Source organism: Allobosea sp. P2_B12, assembly GCF_056404835.1.
In genome coordinates this window covers 116,022-135,552 of record NZ_JBFUDG010000008.1, presented here as the reverse complement: position 1 = coordinate 135,552, position 19,531 = coordinate 116,022, and the positions used below count along the sequence as shown (strand labels likewise).

Annotated in this window: 20 protein-coding genes; 7 read left to right on the top strand and 13 right to left on the bottom strand. The window is 66.8% G+C overall.

Annotated features, from left to right (window positions below; all coding sequences use genetic code 11):
* Positions 1-131 precede the first annotated feature (131 nt).
* Positions 132-1,262 (top strand): molecular chaperone DnaJ, encoded by a 1,131-nt coding sequence (dnaJ, locus tag AC1DYU_RS19210; RefSeq protein ID WP_476793015.1) that lies wholly within the window; start codon positions 132-134, stop codon positions 1,260-1,262.
* Positions 1,263-1,416: 154 nt separating this feature from the next.
* Here the strand turns inward: dnaJ and AC1DYU_RS19205 are convergent, their stop codons facing one another.
* Positions 1,417-1,608 (bottom strand): CsbD family protein, encoded by a 192-nt coding sequence (locus AC1DYU_RS19205; RefSeq protein WP_158485853.1) that lies wholly within the window; start codon positions 1,606-1,608, stop codon positions 1,417-1,419.
* 95 nt (positions 1,609-1,703) lie between these two features.
* The gene (locus AC1DYU_RS19200) at positions 1,704-2,543 is read right to left on the bottom strand and encodes a helix-turn-helix domain-containing protein (protein WP_476793014.1); all 840 of its coding nucleotides are present in this window, start codon (positions 2,541-2,543) and stop codon (positions 1,704-1,706) included.
* Positions 2,544-2,677: 134 nt separating this feature from the next.
* On the opposite strand from AC1DYU_RS19200, the gene AC1DYU_RS19195 reads away from it, so the two are divergent.
* Together AC1DYU_RS19195 and AC1DYU_RS19190 are read left to right on the top strand one after the other, a co-directional pair.
* Positions 2,678-3,097 carry a hypothetical protein gene (locus AC1DYU_RS19195; protein ID WP_476793013.1) on the top strand — a complete coding sequence of 140 codons (420 nt, stop codon included), beginning with the start codon at positions 2,678-2,680 and terminating at the stop codon, positions 3,095-3,097.
* Positions 3,098-3,276: 179 nt separating this feature from the next.
* Positions 3,277-5,478 (top strand): esterase-like activity of phytase family protein, encoded by a 2,202-nt coding sequence (locus AC1DYU_RS19190; protein ID WP_476793012.1) that lies wholly within the window; start codon positions 3,277-3,279, stop codon positions 5,476-5,478.
* 223 nt (positions 5,479-5,701) lie between these two features.
* On the opposite strand, the gene AC1DYU_RS19185 is transcribed toward AC1DYU_RS19190, so the two are convergent.
* From AC1DYU_RS19185 to AC1DYU_RS19165, 5 genes are all read right to left on the bottom strand, one after another.
* Positions 5,702-6,502, bottom strand: a complete 801-nt coding sequence (locus tag AC1DYU_RS19185) for a MetQ/NlpA family ABC transporter substrate-binding protein (RefSeq protein WP_476793011.1) — start codon at positions 6,500-6,502, stop codon at positions 5,702-5,704.
* 177 nt (positions 6,503-6,679) lie between these two features.
* Complete coding sequence (locus AC1DYU_RS19180) at positions 6,680-7,360, bottom strand: methionine ABC transporter permease (RefSeq protein ID WP_476793010.1); 681 nt, start codon at positions 7,358-7,360, stop codon at positions 6,680-6,682.
* A complete protein-coding gene (locus AC1DYU_RS19175; RefSeq protein ID WP_476793009.1) occupies positions 7,350-8,459 on the bottom strand; it encodes a methionine ABC transporter ATP-binding protein in 1,110 nt (369 codons plus the stop codon). Before AC1DYU_RS19175 ends, AC1DYU_RS19180 begins: the two co-directional genes overlap by 11 nt.
* 7 nt (positions 8,460-8,466) lie before the next feature.
* Complete coding sequence (locus AC1DYU_RS19170) at positions 8,467-8,688, bottom strand: hypothetical protein (RefSeq protein ID WP_476793008.1); 222 nt, start codon at positions 8,686-8,688, stop codon at positions 8,467-8,469.
* Positions 8,689-8,698: 10 nt separating this feature from the next.
* Positions 8,699-8,962, bottom strand: a complete 264-nt coding sequence (locus AC1DYU_RS19165) for a hypothetical protein (protein WP_476793007.1) — start codon at positions 8,960-8,962, stop codon at positions 8,699-8,701.
* Positions 8,963-9,419: 457 nt separating this feature from the next.
* Between AC1DYU_RS19165 and AC1DYU_RS19160 the strand changes: the two genes are divergently transcribed.
* On the top strand, positions 9,420-9,794 hold the full coding sequence (locus AC1DYU_RS19160; RefSeq protein ID WP_476793006.1) for a hypothetical protein: 375 nt from the start codon (positions 9,420-9,422) through the stop codon (positions 9,792-9,794).
* Between the two features lie 107 nt (positions 9,795-9,901).
* Positions 9,902-10,393 carry a copper chaperone PCu(A)C gene (locus AC1DYU_RS19155; RefSeq protein WP_476793005.1) on the top strand — a complete coding sequence of 164 codons (492 nt, stop codon included), beginning with the start codon at positions 9,902-9,904 and terminating at the stop codon, positions 10,391-10,393.
* Positions 10,394-10,640: 247 nt separating this feature from the next.
* Here the strand turns inward: AC1DYU_RS19155 and AC1DYU_RS19150 are convergent, their stop codons facing one another.
* Together AC1DYU_RS19150 and AC1DYU_RS19145 are read right to left on the bottom strand one after the other, a co-directional pair.
* Positions 10,641-11,570, bottom strand: a complete 930-nt coding sequence (locus tag AC1DYU_RS19150) for a dihydrodipicolinate synthase family protein (protein ID WP_476793004.1) — start codon at positions 11,568-11,570, stop codon at positions 10,641-10,643.
* Positions 11,571-11,608: 38 nt separating this feature from the next.
* A complete protein-coding gene (locus AC1DYU_RS19145; protein WP_158485842.1) occupies positions 11,609-12,295 on the bottom strand; it encodes a fumarylacetoacetate hydrolase family protein in 687 nt (228 codons plus the stop codon).
* Positions 12,296-12,515: 220 nt separating this feature from the next.
* Between AC1DYU_RS19145 and AC1DYU_RS19140 the strand changes: the two genes are divergently transcribed.
* Positions 12,516-12,725 (top strand): cold-shock protein, encoded by a 210-nt coding sequence (locus AC1DYU_RS19140; RefSeq protein WP_054142513.1) that lies wholly within the window; start codon positions 12,516-12,518, stop codon positions 12,723-12,725.
* Between the two features lie 290 nt (positions 12,726-13,015).
* On the opposite strand, the gene fhuF is transcribed toward AC1DYU_RS19140, so the two are convergent.
* The 4 genes from fhuF to AC1DYU_RS19120 all read right to left on the bottom strand — a co-directional run bounded on the left by fhuF (position 13,016) and on the right by AC1DYU_RS19120 (position 18,588).
* Entirely contained in the window at positions 13,016-13,597 is a 582-nt protein-coding gene (gene fhuF / locus AC1DYU_RS19135) for a siderophore-iron reductase FhuF (protein WP_476793003.1), read from the bottom strand.
* Between the two features lie 167 nt (positions 13,598-13,764).
* Positions 13,765-15,009, bottom strand: coding sequence for an MFS transporter (locus AC1DYU_RS19130; RefSeq protein ID WP_476793002.1), 1,245 nt, complete (start codon positions 15,007-15,009; stop codon positions 13,765-13,767).
* 5 nt (positions 15,010-15,014) lie between these two features.
* A complete protein-coding gene (locus tag AC1DYU_RS19125) occupies positions 15,015-17,114 on the bottom strand; it encodes a TonB-dependent siderophore receptor (protein ID WP_476793001.1) in 2,100 nt (699 codons plus the stop codon).
* Positions 17,115-17,349: 235 nt separating this feature from the next.
* Positions 17,350-18,588 (bottom strand): multidrug effflux MFS transporter, encoded by a 1,239-nt coding sequence (locus AC1DYU_RS19120; RefSeq protein WP_476793000.1) that lies wholly within the window; start codon positions 18,586-18,588, stop codon positions 17,350-17,352.
* A 222-nt stretch (positions 18,589-18,810) separates the two neighbouring features.
* Here AC1DYU_RS19120 and AC1DYU_RS19115 point away from each other — a divergent pair, with 222 nt between their 5' ends.
* Positions 18,811-19,530, top strand: coding sequence for a hypothetical protein (locus tag AC1DYU_RS19115; protein ID WP_476792999.1), 720 nt, complete (start codon positions 18,811-18,813; stop codon positions 19,528-19,530).
* Position 19,531 lies beyond the last annotated feature (1 nt).

The following is a 19,531-nucleotide window of genomic DNA, read 5'->3' as shown; positions in this document are numbered from 1 at the left end:
AGAGATGGCCGGGCTTGACCCGGCCATCTCGTTACGGGAATGCGTCGTGACGAAACATTCTCGTTCTTCCGCATGAAGTGACCGGTGCCAGCCGGCCCGCATGCGACGAGGAACGAAGGGGCCGCTGTTTGATGTCCAAGCGCGACTATTACGAAATCCTCGGCGTCTCGAAGGCCGCGAGCGAGGCGGAGCTGAAAAGCGCCTTCCGCAAGCTCGCCATGGGCTGCCACCCCGACCGGCACCCCGGCGACACCGCGGCCGAGGCGAAGTTCAAGGAGCTGAACGAGGCCTATCAGGTCCTGTCGGACGGCCAGAAGCGCGGCGCCTATGACCGCTACGGCCACCAGGCCTTCGAGCAGGGCGGCGGCCAGCAGGGTCCGGAATTTTCCGACTTCATGTCGGACATCTTCGATTCCTTCTTCGGCGAGCGCGGCGGACGCGGCGGGCCACGCGCAGCGAACGGCCGCGAGCGCGGCGCCGATCTGCGCTACAATCTTGAGATTGGGTTGGAGGACGCCTTCGCGGGCAAGAACGCCTCGATCCGCGTGCCGACCTCGATCGCCTGCGAGGTCTGCTCCGGCAGCGGCGCCAAGCCCGGCTCGAAGTCGCGGCAATGCCCGACCTGCGGCGGCCATGGTCGGGTCCGCGCCAATCAGGGCTTCTTCTCGGTCGAGCGCACCTGCCCGACCTGCTCGGGCCGCGGCGAGATCATCGACGACCCCTGCAAGAACTGCCAGGGCGCCGGCCGCGTCACCCGCGAGCGCACGCTCTCAGTCAACATCCCGGCGGGCGTCGAGGACGGCACCCGCATCAGGCTTGCCGGCGAGGGCGAGGCCGGCCTGCGCGGCGGGCCAGCCGGCGATCTCTACATCTTCCTCTCGATCAAGCCGCACGCGATCTTCCAGCGCGACGGGGCCGATCTGTTCTGCCGCGTGCCGCTCGGCCTGACATCGGCTGCGCTCGGCGGCGAGATCGAGGTGCCGACGCTGACCGGCGAGCAGGCCCGGGTGAAGGTCCCCGAGGGCACGCAGACTGGCAAGCAGTTCCGGCTCAAGGGCAAGGGCATGAGCGTGCTGCGCTCGCGCGAGGTCGGCGACCTCTACATCCAGGTCGTGATCGAGACGCCGCAGAAGCTGACGCCGCGCCAGCGCGAGCTGCTGCAGGAGTTCGAGCGCGAAAGCTCGGGCGCGACGCACCCGGAGGCCGCCGGCTTTTTCGGACGCGTGAAGGATTTTCTCGGCGGCATCGGCGGCGCGGCCTGAGAGGCTCCGCCGCTGGCCGCAAAGCCTCAGCGTCATCCCGGGTCTCCGCTACGCTGCGCCCGGGACGACCGCGCGGATTGAAAGTCGGCTTGATCGCACACAAAAAAACGGGCCGCCTCTCGGCGGCCCGTTCTTGGTCAGGCTCTGATCGTGATCAGGCCTTGTCGACCACTTTCTTGATGGCTTCCTTGCCCTTGCCGAGCGCCTGCTGGGCCTCGCCCTTGCGCTCCTGAGCGAAGCCCTCGGCCTCGAGCTCGGGCTTGTTCATCGCCTTGCCGGCGGCCTGCTTGACGTTGCCGGTGGCCTCGTTGGCCATGCCCTTGACCTTGTCCATGGTGCTACCCATCATCTTGATCCTTCTCGTGAATTTCTGTGCCGCCCCTGCGGCTTGCGACGAGAAAACCAGCGGCTGGACGGAAGGTTCCAAAGAAATTTCGGCCCCTACCTCACCTGGCCTGAGATCTCTGAAGAGGCCGGCGCCATGGCATGCAGCGCCTGGGCGGTGGCCGCATCGGCCGGGAAGAACGTCTCCAGTGCCAGCTCCGACAGGGTGATATCGACCGGCGTGCCGAACACCGTCGTCGTCGAGATGAAGGACAGCGTGATATCGCCGACGCGCAGACGCAGCGGCACCACAATGGCCGGCTCGACATCGACCTGATGTGCCTGCCCTTTCCGCACTGGCGGGCTCGGGGTGCCATAGGACAGAAGCTCGGCCAGAAGCTCCGCCAGCACCGGATCGGCGGTGGCCCTGATCTGCTGGCGCAGGCGCGCGATCAGATGTGAACCCCATTCCTCCAGATTGACGATGACCGGGGCGAGGCCGGCCGGATGCAGCGACAGCCGCAGCACGTTCACCGGCGGGCGCAGCAGCTCGGCATCGGCGACGAGGCTCAAAAGCGGCGCGACGGCTGCGTTGGCCGCGAGCAGGGTCCAGTGCCGATCGACGGCCAGCGCCGGATAGGGCTCGTGGCCCTTCAGGACGAGGTCGATCGCCGACTTCGCGGCCTGGAGGCCGGGGTCCTCCAGCGCGCGCTCCAGATAGACCGGCGCATAGCCGGCCGCGAGCAGGAGCGCGTTGCGCTCGCGCAGCGGCACGCCGAGATGCTCGGCCAGCAGCAGGACCATGTCGCGGCTTGGCTGCGAGCGCCCGCTCTCGACAAAGGAGAGGTGCTTCTGCGAGATCTCGGCTTCGAGCGCGAGGTCGAGCTGGCTGAGCCGCCGCAATTGCCGCCAGTCGCGGATGAGGTGGCCGACGCTGGGCTGGTGATGCTGGTTCATGGGGTAAACCTAGTCGGCGTGCGAGGCCGTTTTCAATTACCTCCCGCTTAATCGACCGGCCGACCCGATCCCGTCAGCATGGTCTCCATCGACCACGGCCCTCGAAGCGGGCCAGAACCCGAGGAGACCAAGCCATGTCCACGATCCAGTCCTCCCGCCTCCTGCGCAATGCACTCGCCCTCGACGCCGCCGCCTGCGCCGCGACCGGGCTGCTGCTGGCCTTCGCAGCAGGCCCACTGTCTGGCCCGCTGGGCCTTCCCGCTACGTTCCTGATCGGGGCTGGCGTCGTGCTCCTGCCCTGCGCCGCCATCCTCACCTGGCTTTCCAGTTGCGCGACCCTGCCGAGGCTTACCGTCCTCGCCGTGATCGGCATCAACCTGCTCTGGGTCGCCGACAGCATCGCGATCCTGGTCGCGGGCTGGTTCTCGCCGACGGGGCTTGGCATCGGCTTCGTCCTGGCCCAGGCTGGCGCGGTGGCGGTGATCACCGAGCTTGAGGTGATCGGCCTGAAGCGTTCGGTTCGTGTCGGCGGCGCGGTGACCGCCAGCCTCTGATCGCCGTCGGATTGCAGAGCCGGAGATCCGGCCGTCGCGCTCGCGACCGCCGGCTCTTGGCTTGGGCGAAGTTGCTCAACCCAACTTGGCCAAAGCCGGCAAACTGTCACGAGACTGTCGTCGTCGCTCACTAGCCGATCAGCTTGCCAGTTTCACGTTCCAGCCGGACAGGTCGCCCCATGCGCAACCCCTTCGTTCTCGCGGCCCTCGCCTCCCTGCTGCTTGGTGGCACAGCGCTCGCCGAGCCGATGTTCAACCGCATCGCGACCTTCTCGGTGCCGCAGAACCTGCCGGCCGACCGCGACGCCTCGAAGAAGACCGTGGCCGAGATCATCGCCGCCAACGAGGCCGGGACGCTGCTGGCCTATACCGATGCCGAGCAGAAAGCGCTCGGCATCATCGACATCACCACCGCGAACGCGCCCAAGCCCGCCGGCTTCGTCCCACTCGGCGGCGAGTCCACTTCTGTCACGATCCTCGGCGACAAGGCCTTCGTGGCCGTCGTCACCTCCGGCGACAACTTCAAGGAGCCGACCGGCCACCTCGCGACCGTCGACCTGAAGACCAGGCAGGTCGTCGCGACCTGCGATCTCGGCGGCCAGCCGGATTCGGTGACGCTGACCAAGGACAAGAGCAAGATCGTCATCGCGATCGAGAACGAGCGCGACGAGAAGCTCAACAAGGGCGCGCTGCCGCAGTTGCCCGCCGGCAATGTCACGCTGATCGGCATCAAGGACGGCGGCATCGACTGCGCCTCGCGCCAGGTCGTCGACATGACCGGCATCGCCGCGGTGGAGCCGACCGATCCGGAGCCGGAATTCGTCGACGTCAACCAGGACGGGCTTGCAGTGATCACCCTCCAGGAGAACAACCACATCGCGCTCGTCGATACGAAGACGGGCAAGCTGGTTGCGCATTTTCCGGCAGGCACGGTCGATCTCAAGGGCATCGACAAGACACGCGACGGCCAGATCAAGCCGGTCGAGGAGCTCAAGGGCGTGGCACGCGAGCCCGATTCTGTGCGCTGGCTCGACAACGACCGCTTCGTGACCGCCAATGAGGGCGATTGGAAGGGCGGCTCGCGCGGCTTCACGATCTTCCGCAAGGACGGCACCGTCGAGTTCGATTCGGGCGCGACCGTCGATCGCATCGCCATGCAGCTCGGCCACTACCCCGAGCGCCGTTCGGCCGCCAAGGGCAGCGAGCCGGAGGGCATCGAGGTCGGCACTTATGGCAGCGACAAGCTGATCTTCGTCGGGCTGGAGCGCGCTTCGCTCGTGCTGGTCTACAAGGACGAGGGTCCGGGCCGACCACCGCGTTACCTCCAGGCCCTGCCGTCCGGCATCGCGCCGGAAGGTTTGCTCGCCATCCCGCAGCGCAATCTCTTCGTCTCGGCCTCAGAAGCCGATCTCGGCGAGAAGGGCGGGCCGCGTTCGGCCGTGACGATCTATGAGCGCAGCGAGGCTACCGCCACCTATCCGACGATCGTCTCGACCGAAATCGACGGCGCACCGATCGGCTGGGGCGCGCTGTCGGGCCTTGCGCCACATACAACGGTGGCGGGCCGGCTCCATGCCATCACCGACAACGCCTATTCGCCGTCGCGCATCCTTGAGATCGATGCGACACAGAAGCCGGCGCGGATCATCGGCGAGACGACGCTGAGCAAGGACGGCAAGCCCGTCTCTTACGATGTCGAAGGCATCGCCACCCGCCCTGCCGGGGGTTTCTGGTTGGCGTCGGAGGGCAATCCCGAGGCCAAGGACAAGTCGACGCAGAACATCCTGCTGCGCGTCTCGGCCAAGGGCGAAGTCGAAGAGGAAATCCTGCTGCCCGAGGAACTGGCGAAGCAGGCCAGCCGCTTCGGCTTCGAGGGGGTCGCGGTGACCGGCACGGGCGCCGACGAGACAATCTGGCTCGCCGTGCAGCGCGAGTGGAAGGACGATCCCAAGGGCAAGACCAAGATCCTGAGCTACAAGCCCGCGTCGAAGACATGGGGCGCATTGCATTACCCGCTGACGGCGGCCGCATCGGGCGCCTGGATGGGCCTCTCGGAGCTGACCTTCCTCGGCAACGACAGCTTCGCCGTGATCGAGCGCGACAACCTTTCCGGCGCCAAGGCGGTGAAGACGCTCGCGACCTTCTCCATCAAGGGTTTGACGCCCGCCGCCCTCGGCTCCGCCAATATCCCGACCGTCGAGAAGAAACCGCTGCGCGACCTGACGCCCGACCTGATGAAGCTCGGCGGCTACGGGCTCGACAAGGTCGAGGGCATGACGGTCGACAGGGACGGCAACCTCTTCGTCGTTACCGACAATGACGGCGTCGACGATTCCTCCGGCGAGACGCAGTTCTTCGCACTGGGGAAGATCGCCAACTGATATCGGCGATCTCCGCCGTCATTCCGGACAAGCCGCGCAGCGGCGCCGACCCGGAATCCATCATAGGGCACCGTCCTGCTCTAGGATGGATTCCGGGTCTCCGCTTCGCTGCGCCCGGAATGACGGCGCGGTTCTGAGAGGGCAAGAAAAAGCCCCGGACGCTGTTCGCATCCGGGGCAGTCGCCTGACCGCGAGGGCCAGGTGGGGAGGAAGAGAGACCGAACTACCAGCCGGCGAGCACGTTGCCTTTGAAGCGCTCGGCGATGAACGCCTTGACCTCGGGGGTGTGGTAGGCCTCGACGAGCGTCTTGACCCAGGGCTTGTCCTTGTCGGCGGCGCGCACCGCGATCAGGTTGACATAGGGACCCTTGGGGTCCTCGCGCAGAATCGCCGAGGTCGGCTCGATCTTGGCATCGACGGCATAGTTGGTGTTGATCGCGGCGGCGGCGACATCGGCCAGCGTGCGCGGGGTCTGAGCCGCCTCGACCTCGATCACCTTGAGCTTCTTGGGATTGCCGACGATGTGGGCCGGGCTCGGCTTGAAGCCGACGCCATCCTTCAGCTTGATCACGCCCTTGTCCTGCAGCAGCAGCAGCGCGCGCCCGCCATTGGTCGGGTCGTTCTGGATCGCGATCGACGATCCGTCCGGCACATCGGCCCAGCTCTTGTACTTCGACGAGTAGATGCCGAGCGGGAAGTTCACGGTCAGCCCGACGTTGACGAGCTTGAAGCCGCGGTCCTTCACCTGGTTGTCGAGATAGGGCTGGTTCTGGAAGGAATTGGCTTCGAGCTCGCCGGCATCGAGCGCCTGGTTGGGCACGAAATAGTCGGAGAACTCGATGATCTTGAGATCGATGCCCTTCTTGGCCAGGACCGGCTTCACCTGCTCGAGGATTTCGGCATGAGGGCCGGGCGAGACGCCGATGCGGAGGACCTGGTTGGCCTGGGCGAGCGCGGGGATGGAGAGGGTCAGCGCCAGGGCGGCGGAGGCGACAAGCGCGGCGCGGCGGGTGATGATGGACATGGGATGCATTCCTTTTCTTGGAGAAGAATTCCCAGCCCTCATCCTGAGGAGCCGCGGTACGCGGCGTCTCGAAGGATGCTCCAGATCATTTCCGGAGCCTCCTGAGCATCCTTCGAGACGCGCTCTTTCAGAGCGCTCCTCAGGATGAGGGCTGAGTGTGGGTGAACGTGATCCGGTTCAGGCGTGGCGCAGGCGCTTGTTGAGCCGGCGGGCGAGATGGTCTCCGATTGTCTGGACGGTCTGGACCAGCACGATCAGGACCGCGACGACGGCGGCCATGACCTCGGGCATGAAGCGCTGGTAGCCGTAGCGGATGCCGAGATCGCCCAGACCACCGCCGCCGACCGCACCGACCATGGCGGAGAAGCCGATCAGGCTGACGACCGCCAGCGTCAGGCCGAGCGCGATCGCCGGCAGCGCCTCGGGCACCAGCACCTTGCGGACGATCTGGAGCGGCGTCGCGCCCATCGAGCGGGCCGCCTCGACCAGGCCCTGATCGACCTCGCGGACCGCGCCCTCGATCAGCCTGGCGATGAAGGGGGTGGCCGCGACCGTCAGCGGCACGATCGCGGCGTTGGTGCCGATCGAGGTGCCCGCGATCAACCGGGTGAAGGGGATGATCGCGACGACGAGGATGATGAAGGGCGTCGAGCGCGTCGCGTTGACCAGCGTGCCGAGCACGGTGTTCGTCACAGGCGCCGCGAAGAGCTCGCCGCGCTTGCTGGTGGCGAGGAAGACGCCTAGTGGCAGGCCGAGAACGGTGCCGAGTCCCGCCGCGACCGCGACCATCTGCAGCGTGTCGAGCGTGGCCTGAGCGATCAGCGCGACGATCTGGGGGGAGATGATCTCAGGAAACATGGCCGATGATCTCCGCCTTGAGTTCGAGGCTGTTGAGCGCGCCGAGCACGGCGGCGAGTTCCGGCTCGCGCGTCGGCACCGAGACGAGCAGGCTGCCGAAGGGCCGGCCGGCGATGGCGTCGATGCGCCCGGCGAGGATGTTGACGTCGACGCCGATGGTCGAGCTCAGCCGGCTGATGACGGGGGCTGTGGCGTTCTCGCCGGTGAAGGTGATGCGGATCACCGTGTCGTCGCCGGGCTGCCCCTGCGCATGGATGCGCCCCGCGAGATAGGCCGGCAGTTCGACGCCGGTGACCGCCTCAACGAAGCGCGCCGTCGTCGGGTGCTGCGGACGGGTCAGCACCGAGAAGACGTCGCCCTCCTCGATGATCCTGCCATCCTCGATCACCGCGACACGGTCGCAGATCTCCTTGATGACCGGAATCTCGTGGGTGATCAGCAGGATGGTGATGCCGAGATCGCGATTGACCTGCTGCAGAAGGGCCAGGATCGACTTGGTGGTCTCAGGGTCCAGAGCGGAGGTCGCCTCGTCGCAGAGCAGAACCTTGGGCTCGCTCGCCAGGGCACGCGCGATGCCGACGCGCTGCTTCTGGCCGCCGGAGAGTTCGGCCGGATAGCGTTCGCGCTTGTCGGCAAGGCCGACCAGATCGAGCAGGCGCGCAACCCGCTCCTCGATCTCCGGCTTGGGCGTGCCGGCGATCTCGAGCGGCAAAGCGACATTGTCGAAGACGGTGCGCGAGGAGAGCAGGTTGAAGTGCTGGAAGATCATGCCGGTGGCGCGCCGGCGGGTCCGCCAGCCGGCCTCGGTCAGGCCGGTGACGTCCTCGCCCTCGATCAGGAGCCGACCGGAGGTGGCCCGCTCCAGCCCGTTGACGAGGCGGATCAGCGTCGACTTGCCAGCGCCGGAGCGGCCGATGACGCCGACGATCGCGCCCCTGGGCACATCGAGATCGATGCCCGACAGGGCAGCGACGGATCCTTGCGCGCCACGGCCGGCATAGGTCTTTCCGATCTGCTCGAAGCGGATGATCGGAGGGACGGGGTCCGGCACGGGGCCAGTGCCGATGCGGAAGGCGTCGGGCTTCACGGGGGCGTTCATCATGACCTCAGAAATGCGTGTGGCAGGACCAATGGGCAAGACCTGAAGTAGCAAGGCCCAATTGCTCGCGCGTCACGTCGCGAATGGATGTCCGGCACGTCTCGTCGGCCTCGGCTTCCGCCGCCGCGTCACCAGGCGATTGACGATCGACCGGCTCGGATGTCGCGGCCGGCACCGCCTCGGCGAACCAGCCCGCCAGACGACGGCGGAGATGCGACAGAAGGCTCACGGCGACCACCTTACGAGGCCAGGCGCGTCGCGCTGTGGCGACGTGGCGCGACCAGTTGGCGGGCTGCCAGTTCGGCGGCGCCCGGCGTGGCGAAGCGATGGCCCTCAAGCGCGTTGAAGGCCGAAGAGGCCGCGATGAAGGTGAAATAGCGTTCGTCCCCACGGCGGCTTACGAGACCGGCTTGGGTCTCGCCGATCTCGATGACATAGGCTTGGTGGTTTTGGGCCTGCTGCTGCGATGCGTGTTGGCTGTGGTCGTAATGGAATGTGCTCATGGCTGCGCTCCCGCCGCGTCTGCGGCGCTGTGGACATCTGATGGGACTGGGTTGGGAAGCCGCGCTTGGCGCGGCCCTCAGGGCAGGATCAGAGTCGACAACAGCAGCCGGCGCGCAGGATCAGCGTTCGGGTCTGGCCAAGGGTCGCATCGGTCATGTTCGTCTCCTATCGGCTGGAGCCCACGACCGCGTCGTGGCGCTTTAGCGTTTGGTGACGCGGCGCAAGCTGCTCGCTCAAATCCCCGCGGCCGTTCGGCAAGGCCGAATGACAGGTCGTAATCTGGCGGGATGCGTCCTGTTTGTCAACTCGATCGTTCTTTTAAAGAAACGATCGACCTTGGATGACCCAACCCGCCACCGCCGCCTCGCGAGAAGAATATTCTCCGCCAAGCCGTGCCGTTGCCTGCGGCTCCGCTGCGGCTTGACGCTGCCGGCTGCTCCGGGCCATCTGCCTCGCATGACCGCCAAGACGCATCTGCTGCGATGCTTGCGCCGCTCCATGCTCGGAGCGTGGCTCGCCGTCGCCTATGCGCTGGCTGTGCTGGCGTCCGGGCTGGCGCCCTCGCCCGCATCGGCGCATCGCCTGCTCGACGGCGCGGTGCTTTGCTCCGGGCTGACGCCGCCGGGGCAGGATACGCCCGAGCCGGCAAGCGAGCCGCAGCATTGCAAGGGCTGCCCGGTTAATCCTGTCCTGGCTGGCCCGGGACAGGCCGTAGCGATCACACTCGCAAGGGTGTCGGCTGCTGCCGTTGCGGGAACCGTCCACGCCTCGGCGGATGCACCAGTGGCGAAGCCCGGCCTGCCGCCCTCGCGCGCGCCGCCGGCGGCCTGACCTCGGCAGTTCTGAGCTTTCCCCGGCACCGGTCCGCTGATGACAGCGACCGCGCTGCCCCCTCCGTTCAAGCGCATCGATGCGCCTATCCGATCAGGACATTTCCCATGACCAAATCCATCCTCCTCACAGCCGTCGCGATTTCACTCTCGCTGGGCGGCGCCACGTTCGCCCATGACTACAAGGCCGGCGCCCTGAAGATCGGCCATCCCTGGAGCCGGGCCACGCCCGGCGGCGCCAAGGTCGGCGGCGGCTATCTCGTGATCGAGAACACTGGCTCGACCGCGGACAAGCTGATCGCCGTGTCGGCTCCGACCATCGCGGGCCGCACCGAAATGCATGAAATGGCCACGACCAACGGCGTCATGACGATGCGTCCGCTCGACAGCGGCATCGAGATCGCGCCGGGCGCCAAGGTCGAGTTCAAGCCCGGCGGCTACCACATCATGTTCATGGAGCTGAAGCAGCCGCTCAAGCAGGACGAGCGTGTCAAGGGCACGCTGACCTTCGAGAAGGCCGGCACGGTCGAGGTCGAGTTCAAGGTCGAGGCCGTGGGAGCGCGCGGCGGCGCCGATCACGGCGCACATAAGGGGCATTGAGGGCGCTTGGTCGACGCGGAGCGCGGGGAACCCCTCTCCTGTAAGGAGAGGGGCAGGGGTGAGGTGTCGGCCCCTCGACCAGTCAGCCTCCCGTCATTCTCGGGCGAAGCGATGCGTCGACCCGAGAATGCTCGGCAGGAGATGCCTGTGGCGAGCACGAGCTCACGCGGATAACGGCCGACCCCTCACCCTACCCTCTCCCTAGGGAGAGGGTTCCCCGCACCTGCTGGATTGGGGCGTATGGCCTTTAAATCTCCGCGCGCGGGTCGATCTTCGCGACGCGCGACAGCAGGTAATCGACCTCGGCCTTTGCCGCAGCGCTGATCGCCGAGCCCGGCTTGCGCTGGGCGTCGCTCGTGAGGATGCCGCGCTTCATCATGACGTATTTGCGCACGGCGAGGCCGACGCCCTGCTGCTGCTCGTAGCGCATCAGCGGCAGATGCGCGTCGAAGATGTCGTGGGCCTCGTCGCGCTTGCCGGCCTTCTGCAGGCTGACGACGTCGATCAGCAATTCCGGGAAGGCATAGCCGGTCATCGCGCCGTCGGCGCCGCGCTCCATCTCGAAATCGAGGAAGAGCCCGCCATTGCCGGTGAGGATCGAGATCGGCCGCAGCGAACCGTCGCCCTGGAACTTGCGCAGGGTCGAGATCTTCTCCAGCCCCGGCCAGTCCTCGTGCTTGAGCATCACGCAGGACGGGTTGTCGGTGACGATCTTGCGGATCACCGCAGGCGTCATGATGACCGAGAGCGTCAGCGGATAATCCTGGATGACGAAGGGAATGTCGGTCCCGATCGCCTCGACGGCCTGGGCGTAGTAGCCGGTGATCTGGTCGTCGGTGCGCAAGCTGGGCGGCGGCGCGATCATCACGGCCGCCGCGCCCAGCTCGATCGACTGGCGGGCGAGCGAGCGCATCGCGGCAAAGCCCGGCGCCGAGACGCCGACGATCACCGGCTTGCCGGGCATGCCGGCGACGGCGGTTTTGACGATGCGCAGCGATTCCTCGGGTTCGAGCTTGGGCGCCTCGCCCATGATGCCGAGCACGGTCGTGCCGTCCGAACCGATCTCGTCATAGAAGGCGAAGAGCTTCTCGGTGGAGGCCCAGTCGAGCGTGCCGTCGGCATTGAACGGCGTCGGCGCGATTGGGAAGACGCCGCTGGCGGAGGCGGTGAGGGTCATGGTCGTGGCTTTCTGCGACGTGAATGGACGGTGGCCGGTCAGACGATCCGCGTGCGCACGGTGCCGACGCCGGCGATCTCGCCTTCCAGCACATCGCCCGAGACCACGGCCGCGACGCCTTCGGGCGTGCCGGTGAAGATCAGGTCGCCCGGCGCGAGCTCGACCAGCCCCGAGAGATAGGCGATCGTTTCCTGCACATTCCAGATCTGCTTGGCGAGGTCGGAGCTCTGGCGCGGCACGCCATTGACGACGAGTTCGATCTTGCCGGCGGCGGGGTGGCCGATATGGCTGGCGGGCGCGATCTCGCCGACCGGACCGGAGAAATCGAAGCCCTTGGACATGTCCCAAGGCTTGCCACCCTTCTTGGCGGCGGCCTGGAGGTCGCGGCGGGTCATGTCTAGGCCGGCGGCATAACCATAGACATGGGCAAGCGCGTCGGCCTCGGTGATGTCCTTGCCGCCGGTTCCGATCGCCACGACCAGTTCCATCTCGTGGTGCAGGTCCTTGGTCTTGGTCGGATAGGGCATGTCGGCGCCGTTGATCAGCAGCGCATCGGCCGGTTTGGTGAAGAAGAATGGCTCCTCGCGATCGGGATCGCCGCCCATCTCGCGCGTGTGCTCGGCGTAGTTGCGGCCGACGCAGAAGACGCGGCGCACCGGGAAGAGCCCGCCACCCGCTACCGGAACGGCCGTCACGGCCGGCGGGTCGATCACGTAATTCGTCATGGCTGGGGCACTCCTGCGGCGTACTCTTCGCCTTCGTTCATGCGTGAGGGCGAGGCGGGGAGCAAGACCTCTATTCGCCAGCGGCGTTGCTCCGGCGGCATGCCGTAGCGCGTCGGAAACGATCGTTGTGCGGCGCGTCATTGCAACCTGAGCGAATTGCCTCATACACTAGGGTCGGGCCGGCATGAGCCGACCTGAACAGCGACTGAAGGAACAGCACGTGAGCACGGGTACCGTGAAGTGGTTCAACGAAACCAAGGGCTATGGATTCATCACGCCTGACCAGGGCGGCCAGGATGTGTTCGTGCATATCAGCGCGGTCGAGCGCTCGGGCATGCGCGGCCTGAACGAAGGTCAGAAGATCAGCTACGATCTCGAGGCCGATCGCAAGACCGGCAAGTCCTCGGCGGTCAATCTCAAGACGGCTTGATCTCAAACCCATGCGGGAGGCCGATCGGCGGCGACGCTTCCCGAGCCAATGCGAATCTCTATCGATCTATCCGGACTGAAGACGATTCCCGGCATGCCCGTCGCCAAGAAGGCGGCGGTCGAGGGCCAAAGAGCTTTCGGGAGCCCAAGAACTCTCCGAGAATCAGGCGCTTCCGGCCCAAGGCGATCCGTTCGCCGATACCAGACCCCTCACAGCTTCGCGTTTCATGGATTTGCGCCGCAGTCGCGGGCATCAGCCGTGGCTGGCCGCCCGATCGACGGCAGAGCCGGTCATTTGGTGGAGATGCGCGCCTGCGAGGGCAGCGGGCAGAACGAACCGCAATCGGCCATGCCCGGAAGCAGATATCTCAGGCAGCAGATCCGCCGCTGGCAGTTTTCCATGGGCGTCAGGGAGGACGGCTTCAGCGCGCCGCTCAGGAAGTTCCGGTCGCCGGCTGGCGTGAGCACGGCCGTCAGGATGCCGTTGGCTTCGGCGAGGCCGTCGCGATCGACGTCGGGATGATCGGCGCATTGCTGGACGGCCCAGGCGAAGCTGACCGCCGCATTGCTCCACAGCAGCTTTGACGACACGCCGAAATGGCTGGCAACGAAGGCGATGAGCGGCGCGAGATGAGAATCGATCAGGCCGGCGAAGCCCGCCGCCTCCCCTTCCGCAGGCGGGAGCGGGGCGTGGCTCGGGATCAGCACGCCGGCCGTGCAGCCATTGTCGTGCAGGGCGAAGCTGCCGGCGCTCAGGGACACGGGCAGATTCAGGCCGGCGAGGAGGCGAGCGACGATGGACGGGACGACCACGTTCGAGAAATGCCACTGACTCCACATCGACACGACGGCGCGCGGTTCGCCGCCCGGCATGGTGGCTGCGAACCGGCCGATCAGATCGCGCAGGGTCTCGAGGTCGAGGAGTTGCCGGCCATGCAGATGCGCTGCGCCGTCATCGACGCGGATGCTGCCGGAAAAGCGGGCCAGCGGGCCCGAGAAGCAGGCCGAGAGATCGCTCGCCGTCATCGCAGTGGCCGTCGTCACAGCGGTACGGCGCTTTCACGGCTCGCGCTGTCGCGGGCGAAGACCGGCATCAGCAGGATGGCGACGATGCCGAGCCCGGCCGAGGCCGTGAAGCAGAAGGCGTAGCCGAGCGCGTCGCCGACGGCGCCTGCGAGCCGCCAGCCGATGAGGCTGACGATCGAATCCATGCTCTGGAACAAGGTGAAGTCGACGCCGGCCTGGTCGAGCGAGGCGCGACCCATCAATTCCGAGTAGAGCGCGACGAAACCCAATGCGAGCGTGCCTGCTGACACGAGATAGATCGCCATCAGGGCCGTCGGCGCGTCGAGCTTGAAATGCGCGAACAGCGCGAAGGCGGCCATGACCGAAATCTGCACGCCGAGCGCCAGGCTCATCGTCCGAAAGACGCCGACCCGGCGAAGGACATAGCCGCCGCCCAAGGCACCGGCGAGGCCGAGCAGGGTGACGCCGACGCCGTTCAGGGTTCCGATCGCCGTGAGGCTGAGCCCCGAGTCGATCAGGAACGGCCCGACCAGCAACATCGACCATTTCTGGCCGAACACATAGACCGCAACCAGCGCAAGGCCCGACCGCATCTCCGGCCGCTTCAGGGCCTGCCCCAGGGACTGCGGCGGCCGGTCTTGCCGGGCCGCGACGGCGCCGTCGGGCGTCAGCAGAAACGGAATGGCCAACGCGGCGAGCGCGCAGGCCATGACCAGCGTCGCCGGTTGCCAGCCCCAATGGTCGATCAGCACCAGGAAGATGCCGCCGCCGATCGCCGAGCCGAGATAGGCGCCCCCGACCTGCGCGGCATTGGCCCAGCCGCGGTCCTTTTCCGCGAAGCTTTCCACGGCATGCCCGTCGCAGGCGATGTCGATGGTCGCGGAGGAGAATGACGCCACCATCATCGCGACCGTCAGCGGGCCAAGCGCCGTCGGGCCGATCAGGGCGCAGGCGACCACCGCACCAACGGCGAAGGCGCCGAACAGGCTGATCGTGCTGCGCGAACGGCGCACGCCGCCATGCGGGGAGCGGAAGCGCTCGACCGCGGGGGCCCACAGAAACTTGAACGACCAGGGCAGGACGGTCAGCAGGATGAAGGCGATGTCGTTCAGCGACGCGCCGTTCTTGCGCATCACCGCCGGCAGGCCGGTGAAGATCACGCCGCCGATGACGCTCTGGGCCACATAGAGCCCGCCAAGGCCGATCACCAGCCGGGCCACAGGCGCCGCGGTCCGGCGCCTGGCCACCGTATCGTTCACCGCACTCACCAGCGGTAACGCAGGCTCGCCAGGACCTTCCGCCCCTGGTTGAAGTAGCAGTAGCCGGCCGTGCAGACCTGATCGACCTTGTCGAGCAGGTTCTGCGCGTTCACCTGGGCGCTGAAGCCCTTGAGCTTCGGGCTGAGCTTCTCGAAATCATAGGTCAGGCGAGCATCGACGAAGGTCGTCGGGCTGTTCCGGATGACGAGGCGGTTGTAGTCGTCACCGAAATTCGCGCCGGTGTAGCGGATGCCGGCCCCGATCCCCAGCCCGCTGAACGGCCCATAGGGAACGTCATAACCGGCCCAGAGCGCGAAGGCATGCCTGGGCACGCTGTTGATCTGGTTGCCGACCGTATCGGGCGACAGCTTCAGGATCTCCGTGTCGGTATAGGCGTAGGAGGCCTGGAAGCTCAGCCCGTTGTCGAGCGAGGTCGTCGCGTCGATCTCGAAGCCGCGGGACTCGAAGTCGAGCTGCGTCTGGCGGTTGACCGCGTCCACCACGGTATAGACGATACCGTCGGTCTGCCTGAGCCAGAAGACCGACGCGTTGATGAAGGCGTTGTAGCCCGGCACGGCGTATTTCAGGCCCGCCTCCGCCTGCTCGCCCTTGGTCGGCTTGGCGACGCCGCCGTTCAGGACGGTGCCGGGGTTGGGGTTGAAGGAGGTGCCATAGCTGACATACGGCGTCAGGCCGAAGCCGGTGACATAGCTCAGCCCGGCACGGCCGGTGAAGGCGCCGTCGTTCTGCTTGGAGGGCGCGGCGCCGGGCACGGTATAAGTGCTGGACAGCCAGTCGTACCGCCCGCTGAGCAGAAGGCGCCAGGGCCCGGCCTTCATCTCGTCCTGGATATAGGCGCCGATCAGGGTCTGGCGCTGCTTGGTCGGATAGGGAAGGACGGGATCGGCGATGGCGGCGAGATTATAGCCGATCCGCGAGCCGTAGCTGGAACGGCCGATGTCGAGGCCGGTCAGGACCGTGTGGTCGACCGGGCCGGTGCGCAACAGGGTCTTGAGATAGGTGTCGGCCGAGATGGCATCGAGATCCTCCTTCACCCGGCCAGCATAGGCCGTGGTGGAGAATTTCTCGTCGGTCGAGAGCGTCGAGACCCGCAGGTTCTGGTGAATCGAGACGGTTTCGGAGAACTTGTGCTCGAATTCGTAGCCGATGCGGCCCTGCTTCTGGGTGAAGTCGTTATAGGTCGGGTTGAACAGGAGAGCCCGCCTGGCGCCGATCGTCGGGAAGATGACCGTGCCGTCCCTGAGCGTGAACGTGCCGTAATTGTTGTCGTAGGCCGTCGATCCGCCCGTCTTGGAATCCATGAACTCCCCGAGCACGGTGAGCTTGGTGCTGTCGCTCGGCTTGAAGGTCACGGCTGGCGCGATGAAGATCCGGTCGTCCGGAACGCCCGGCAAGCTCGTGTTGGAGTCCCGCAGCAGCCCGGTGATCCGGTAGAGCACCGTGCCAGCGGGGTTCGCCGGCCCGCCGATGTCGAAATTGATCTGCCGGCGGTTGAACGAGCCGCCCTGGATCTCGATCTCGCCGAACCGGGCTTCGGTCGGGCGCTTCGAGATGACATCGATGACGCCGACTGACGCGCTGGCGCCATAGAGCGAGGATGCCGGCCCCTTCAGGATCGAGATCGAATCGACCCCATAGGGCTCGAGGCGGAACAGGCCGCTGGGGCTGTTGAAGTCCCGCAGGCCGTCGCGGAAAACGCCGGTATAGGTGATGTCGACGCCACGGATGGTGAAGCTGTCGAAGCGCGGGTCGAAGCCGTATCCGCCGGTCCGGACGCCCGGCGTGTAGCCCAGCGCTTCCGTCAGCGTCTGCGGCCTGCGCTCCTCCAGCTGCTTCTGCGTGACCGTGTTGATGGTTTGCGGCGTCTCCGCCACCGGCGTCTCGGTCTTGGTGGCGGTCCTGGTCGTCTTGGGCACGAAGCCGTCATTGGCGATGATGCCTGGCGCGCCGCCCGTGGGCCGACGGGCGGCCTCTCCCTGCACGACGATCTCGTCGAGCTGCTCGACGCGCGCCGGCTGCGCTTTCGCCTGCAAGGTGGGGAGAAGAGCGGCAACGGCCGACAGCGCCACGATCGAGCGGTTCATCCAACGTCTCCGAAAGCTTATCTGCCCGGAGCCGTAGCCCAATGCTAAACAACAGATCAACACAGATTTGACTTAGGTCTGTAAATTGATCGCGCCATACTTGATTAGAGAAATTAAAATATAGCGTAATGACGGTAGGTTACTTTCGCATAAGAGCTTGAATCTGTTTTCCATCTCTCCTTGAATTGATCTCGTTCCAAGCCGAAACCCGACGCAAACCGCGCCTTCGCTCCGGTCAGCGTCGCCCGGCGGCCGGGCGGAACAGCCGCCCCTTCTCCGCCACCAGCACGATCCCCAGCGCCGCCAGCCCGCAGAGCGCGAAGCCGAGCGTGATCGGCACGATCGTGCCGTCGAAATGCTGCCCGATGAAAAAGCCGAGCAGGGCACCGCCGATCGTAGTGACGAAGCCCTGCACCGAGGATGCGGTGCCGGCGACATGGCCGAGCGGGTCCATCGCCATGGCGCCGAAATTGGGCGCGACGAGCCCGAAGCAGAACATCGCCCCGGCCTGGAAGGCGGCGAAGCTCCAGAGTGATTCGTGCCCCGACAGCGCCAGGAGCGCGTGGGTTCCGGTCAGGGCGATATAGGCCAGCAGCGCACCATGCGAGACGCGGCGCATGCCGAGGCGGCCGACGATGCGCGCATTGAGCAGCGAGGCCGCCGCCATGCCCAGCGCGATCAGGGCGAAGATGGTGGTGAACCATTCCGGCGCATGGAAGACGTCGACGAAGACCTGCTGGGCCGAGTTGATGAAGCCGAAGAGCCCGCCGAGCACGAAGGCCATCGCCAGCATGTAGCCGACGGCGAGCCGCGTCGTCAGCGTGACGCGGAAGGCGGCAACGACGCTGGCGAGCTCGATCGGCTTGCGGTCTTCCGGGGCCTGCGTCTCGCGCAGGCGCAGCACCACCCAGAGCATCACCGACGCGCCGAAGATCGTCAGCACGCCAAAGATCCAGCGCCACGGTGCCACGAGCAGGATCGCCTGGCCGATGGACGGCGCCAGGATCGGCACCGCCAGGAAGACGATCATGGCCAGCGACATGACGCGGGCCATGTCGCGGCCGGAATAGCAGTCGCGCACGATCGAGACGACGAGCACGCGGGTCGCCGCCGCCCCCACGCCCTGAACGACGCGCGCCGCCATCAGCGTCTCGAAGGAGCCGGCGAAGGCGGCGGCGATGCTGGCCGCGACATAGACGACGAGCCCGAACACCAGCACGGGCCGGCGGCCGAAGCGGTCCGACAACGTGCCGTAGACGATCTGCGTGGCACCGAAGCCGAGCAGATAGGAGGTGATGATCCATTGCCGCTGGTTCGCCTTGGCGATGCCGAGCGCCTCGGACATCGCCGGCAGCGCCGGCAGCATCGAATCGATCGCGAGCGCGTTCGTCGCCATCAGCGCGGCCATCAGCGCGACGAAGGAACGGAAGCTCATGCCGTGGCGAGGCCCGGCAGGTTGGGAAGCGTCGGTCATGGCAGCCTGTCTACGGGCGCGCCCTTCGCCTGGCGGCGGACGCGGATGGTCGTAAGCCCCTGATCTGCCGCTCTAGGCCCTCGTGAAATGCGTGACAACCCGATCTTGCCGGGGCGCGCCATGCGTCTGGCGGGCAACCGCGTCGCGCAACCTGTGGTTCGCCGACTTCGTCTGGCGCGGACGACCTGCTATCGTCCCGGGCGAGAACGGGGCGGGGGTCCGATGGTCGAAACAGGCGCGATGCGGCAGGTCGCGATGGCGCAGGGCCTGATGACGATCGAGGGCGTTCCGGAGCGATTCGTGCAGGGTCTCGGCCGGCATCTCCGTCTTGCCGCGGACGAACTGCGTCTCGTCGGCGGCTTTGCCAACCGCGACGGCCGGCTCGATGACGCCACGCGCATCCTCGCCCGGGCGACCCTGGCGGATGACAGCCTGCACCGGGCCGGATTCCCCGACGAAGCCGGCCAGATCACCCTGACGATCCGCCCCCTGGCCCCGGGCGAGGACGGACGCATCCTGCTGATGCTCGGTTTTCGCGACGGGGAAGACGATGCCGGCGGGTTCTTCGCTGACATCTTCGCGCCGCCGGCCGTGTTCGATGCGCTCCGACGCGACATGCTGTCGGGGGCCGCGCAGGGGCTCTCGCTCTCGGCGACGACGAGCCTGTGGGTGCGCGAAAGCGAGCGCGAAGCTGCGCCGGGCCTGCCCGTCGCCTGGCATCTCGGGCTGGAGGCCGATGGACGCAGCAGCGCTCCGGCGCGCGGGCTGGTCGAGACCCTGGACTGGAGCGGCGCGCCGCCCCAAGTCGCGGCCGCGGCCCAGTCGACCGACGACGATGAGCCGTTGGAAGCGACCGCCGATCAGCTGGCGCGGATCAACTGGAGCCTCAAGCAGATCGCACTGGTGCTTGTCTTCCTGCTGATCGTGGTCGCGCTGAAATAGG